The 203-nt window shown below is 48.3% G+C and carries 1 rRNA gene; it reads right to left on the reverse strand.

The features are described from left to right. Positions 1-112: 112 nt before the first annotated feature. A 23S ribosomal RNA gene (locus tag LCF57_RS18120) occupies positions 113-203 on the reverse strand; the annotation flags it as partial.

Raw genomic sequence — 203 nt, forward strand, 5'->3', positions numbered from 1 at the left:
ACGTGTGGAACCCCTCCGCTATCGCCACCAAACATGAATTTGCATTGCAAATTCTACCTTCAAGGTGTTACACCCTGAAAACTGGATCCGAAACTTCCTTGCGTCTTATTCTTAGGATAAGCCCTCGACCGATTAGTATTGGTCAGCTCCATGCATTACTGCACTTCCACCCCCAACCTATCTACCTCGTCGTCTTCAAGGGG

Origin of the sequence: Paenibacillus sp. BJ-4 (assembly GCF_020404765.1) — a bacterium.
Classification (GTDB): domain Bacteria; phylum Bacillota; class Bacilli; order Paenibacillales; family Paenibacillaceae; genus Paenibacillus.